The 3359-nt window shown below is 44.2% G+C and carries 5 protein-coding genes; all 5 read left to right on the top strand.

Features of this window, described 5'->3' with window-relative positions; all coding sequences use genetic code 11:
• On the top strand, window positions 1-200 hold a 200-nt coding region (locus tag NNN64_RS22640), incomplete at its 5' end, for a DUF2523 family protein (RefSeq protein ID WP_271442860.1).
• Window positions 201-203: 3 nt separating this feature from the next.
• Complete coding sequence (locus NNN64_RS22635; protein ID WP_271442859.1) at window positions 204-1229, top strand: zonular occludens toxin family protein; 1026 nt, start codon at window positions 204-206, stop codon at window positions 1227-1229.
• Window positions 1229-2473 (top strand): type II secretion system protein GspD, encoded by a 1245-nt coding sequence (locus NNN64_RS22630; RefSeq protein ID WP_000722136.1) that lies wholly within the window; start codon window positions 1229-1231, stop codon window positions 2471-2473. The genes NNN64_RS22635 and NNN64_RS22630 overlap by 1 nt, the downstream gene beginning before the upstream one ends.
• 88 nt (window positions 2474-2561) lie before the next feature.
• Window positions 2562-2810, top strand: coding sequence for a hypothetical protein (locus NNN64_RS22625; RefSeq protein ID WP_001399975.1), 249 nt, complete (start codon window positions 2562-2564; stop codon window positions 2808-2810).
• Window positions 2811-3006: 196 nt separating this feature from the next.
• The gene (locus NNN64_RS22620; RefSeq protein WP_001298440.1) at window positions 3007-3204 is read left to right on the top strand and encodes a hypothetical protein; all 198 of its coding nucleotides are present in this window, start codon (window positions 3007-3009) and stop codon (window positions 3202-3204) included.
• Window positions 3205-3359: the final 155 nt, after the last annotated feature.

Raw genomic sequence — 3359 nt, 5'->3', positions numbered from 1 at the left:
TGTATTTTGTAGTCCAGGGCTTCGTTGAAATCCTTGTTGAGTTACTGCCAGATTCAAGCAATCTCTCATCGCTGTTTGCCAATTTATCAGACGGATTCTGGTACTTCATTAACCTGAGTAAATTACCACAGGGGATTAGTATGATTATCTCCGCAATGGCTACTCGTTTTATTATTCGACGTATTCCTGTTATAGGGTGAGTTATGGCTATTTCTGCATATATTGGCATACCCGGCTCAGGAAAAAGTTATGAAGCCGTTTGCAATGTCATTATTCCTGCATTTACCAGCGGCCGGAGAGTTGTGACGAACATTTATGGTTTACAAAAAGATAAAATCACCGAACGTTATCCTGATGCAACGGGAGAAATTATTGTTGTGGATAATGATGATGTGCTTAAAGCAGATTTCTTTCCTTTTAAAGGTGGGGAAGGGAGCTTTTGCCAGTTTGGTGATTTAATTGTTATTGATGAAGCATGGCGAATCTTCGGTAGCGATAAGGATATGACGGCTGAGAAGAAATCATTTATTGCTGAACATCGTCATTTTACGCACCCTGAAACGGGTATTAGCTGTGATTTGGTTATTGTAAATCAGTCACTTTCTAATATTGCTCGCTTTCTGAAAGACAAAATAGAAACAACTTACCGGATGCGCAAGCTGAAAGCGTTGGGCCTGAATAATCATTACTGCATTGACGTATATTCAGGCCACAAAATCTATAAAAGCAACCTCGTCACCAGTTATCGCAATAAATATAACCCTGATATTTTTGAACTTTACAAAAGCTATGAAGGAAATAACGGTAATGAAAAGCAGACAGATAAACGCCAGAGCATCTGGAATTCTGGCAAAGTCAGGTTCTTTCTTGTGCTTTTTCCATTGATGTTTATCGGGTCAGGCTGGCTGATTTACTCATTTTTCAGCACGTTTGGCCGAAGCGATCCCTCGCCAGATTTGGCTACAACAGATGTACGTGATGCGGCCATGTTTGGTTCTTCCGCTGCTACTCCAGCACCAGATACTCCCTCAGAACCAGCTGAACCGCCACTTTCAACCGAGTGGCGTATATCAGGGAGAATGACCAGTGAAGGCAGGGCGTTTGTGATTCTTGTTAACGGTGCCGGTGTTTTGCGTGCCGTTCCTGCATCCAGTTTTAATTACAAAGGGATGTTGATGAGCGGAATTATTGATGGTGAGCGTGTGACGCTTTATACGGGGAAAAAATAATGAAAAAGATTTTACTCGCATTAACGCTACTATTTTCTTCATGTGCTTTCGCAGGGTCAGAGCTTGAATTAAATAAAGTCAAGCTACCGGAGGCTATTTCTCTTATTTACAGTGAGGTGCTTAAAGTCCCGTATATGCTAGATCCACAGCTTGTTAATGATGAACGAATGATTACATTCAGGTTAACACCTGATATTGATGAACGGGAATTTGTAACCCGTTATCTTGGCAATATGAACATTCGAATATGGACGAAAAAGGGTGTTGATTTTATCGCGCCCTATACGCCGAAAGAGCCGGTTAAGCCACGTTATACATGGACTTATACGCCTCAGTACCGTTCTGTTGCCTACCTGTCTGATATTCTTGGCGGCTACGTTTCAGGCTCCTTCAATAACAGTGGAGCCGTAATTTCTGACGATTCGCTAAAAGGTTCATCAGGGGCAAGCAACTACATCAATCGAACCGGTGATATTCTGGTTTATTATGGTACGAAAGAGGATATCGCCATCCTGAAAACACTGGTCACTTCGCTGGATACGATGAGTGATGAAGTGGTTGTTTCTGGTTATGTTTTTGAGGTTCAGACCTCGCAGTCTGACGGCTCCGGCATTCTTTTAGCGGCTAAAATTCTGTCTGATAAATTCAATATTTCAGTTGGTGCTGCCGGACTGGATAATTTTATCAATATTCGAACCGGCTCCATTGATGCCATTTTCAATCTGCTTAAAACCGACAGTCGTTTTACTGTTGTCAGTGCGCCACGACTGCGGGTAAAAAATAATGCCTCAGCGTCTTTTTCAGTCGGCTCTGATGTGCCAGTACTGGGCAGTGTTACGGTGAATAACAATACGACCACGCAATCCGTTGAATATCGTTCCAGCGGTGTTTTGTTTAACGTGACGCCATCAATCAAAAGTCGGACAATGGATCTCAAGATTCAGCAGCAGCTTTCCAACTTTGTGACCACTGAAACCGGCGTCAATAACTCGCCAACCCTTATCAAGCGTGATGTAACAACCGAAGTCAGCCTTGCAGATGGTGATATTATTTTACTTGGTGGCCTTGCTGAACAGAAAGACAGTAAGGCCAGTTCCGGCTGGAGCTTCTTCGGTTCCCGTACCAGTGAAAGCAACAAGACTGATATTATGGTGATGCTTCAGGTCAGAAAGGTTGACCGGAGCAGGGCGACGCCCCGCAGCGCCGCGAGGAGCGGTGAACTGTTCCGGGACAACCTGAACTGATTGTATGGATTTTTATTATGGCGTTAACTTTTATGGGGTATGAACAGTACGACATCTTCTAGGTATTCAGTTACTTAGAGGATTTATTATGTCTGTAAAAAATAAGGCGCGTGACCGACTTCCCGGTGGCCGCCTTAAGTCTTATCGTCGTGTAGGTTCACATTTTGCCAGTTGTGCCAGATGGTTTGATAAATCGCCGTCCTGGTATCGCAATATGATGATGACCAGGCCTGAGCGCCGTGAAGTCAGAAGGCTTCTCAATCAGGTAATGCGTGGTCATGATGCTGACGGCATTGCTTTTCCGGTCAGTCATCGTCCGTTTGTTTATTGGTGGTGAATTTCGTACGCACGAAATTTCACGCATAAACACCAGACAAAAAATCGTTAACTGTCTGTTTTGAAAGATAACGCCGGTCAGTGACAAAACTTGTTTTGTTGCTGTCCGGGGTTGGCCAAGCCGTACAGTTTCCATTTTCAGCGTTATGGCTGATTCGGCGCGGCAGCATTCATCGGGGCTTATCATGGAAAAATTCATGACACATCAGGAGCTGAAAGTGATGCTTCTCAAAGATCCAGCATTCCGGGCTGCTTATGAAGCTGAGAGCCAGAACCCGCAATCCGGTTACCAGATTATCCGGCATCATGGTGATGGCACTGAAGAAGTGGTGTTTGATTCTCGTGTATCAGGTACAGATTTACCAACTAACTGGATGAACAGGCCTGATTGGTGAGGTCAGGCCGTTCACTTACTGCTGACAGACATTTGATTCTGATTCGTTTGGAGAAACGGATGATTTTGAATCACTGTCGATAGTAGCCAGTTGACGGCCAGTGTCAACGATTCCCGCCAGATTCTGCCATCCTTACCATTGGTGCGCATAATGTA

Source organism: Citrobacter sp. Igbk 14, from assembly GCF_028069825.1.
Classification (GTDB): Bacteria; Pseudomonadota; Gammaproteobacteria; order Enterobacterales; family Enterobacteriaceae; genus Citrobacter.
The sequence above is the reverse complement of the archived record's forward strand: the minus strand, read 5'-3'. Positions and strand labels throughout refer to the sequence as shown.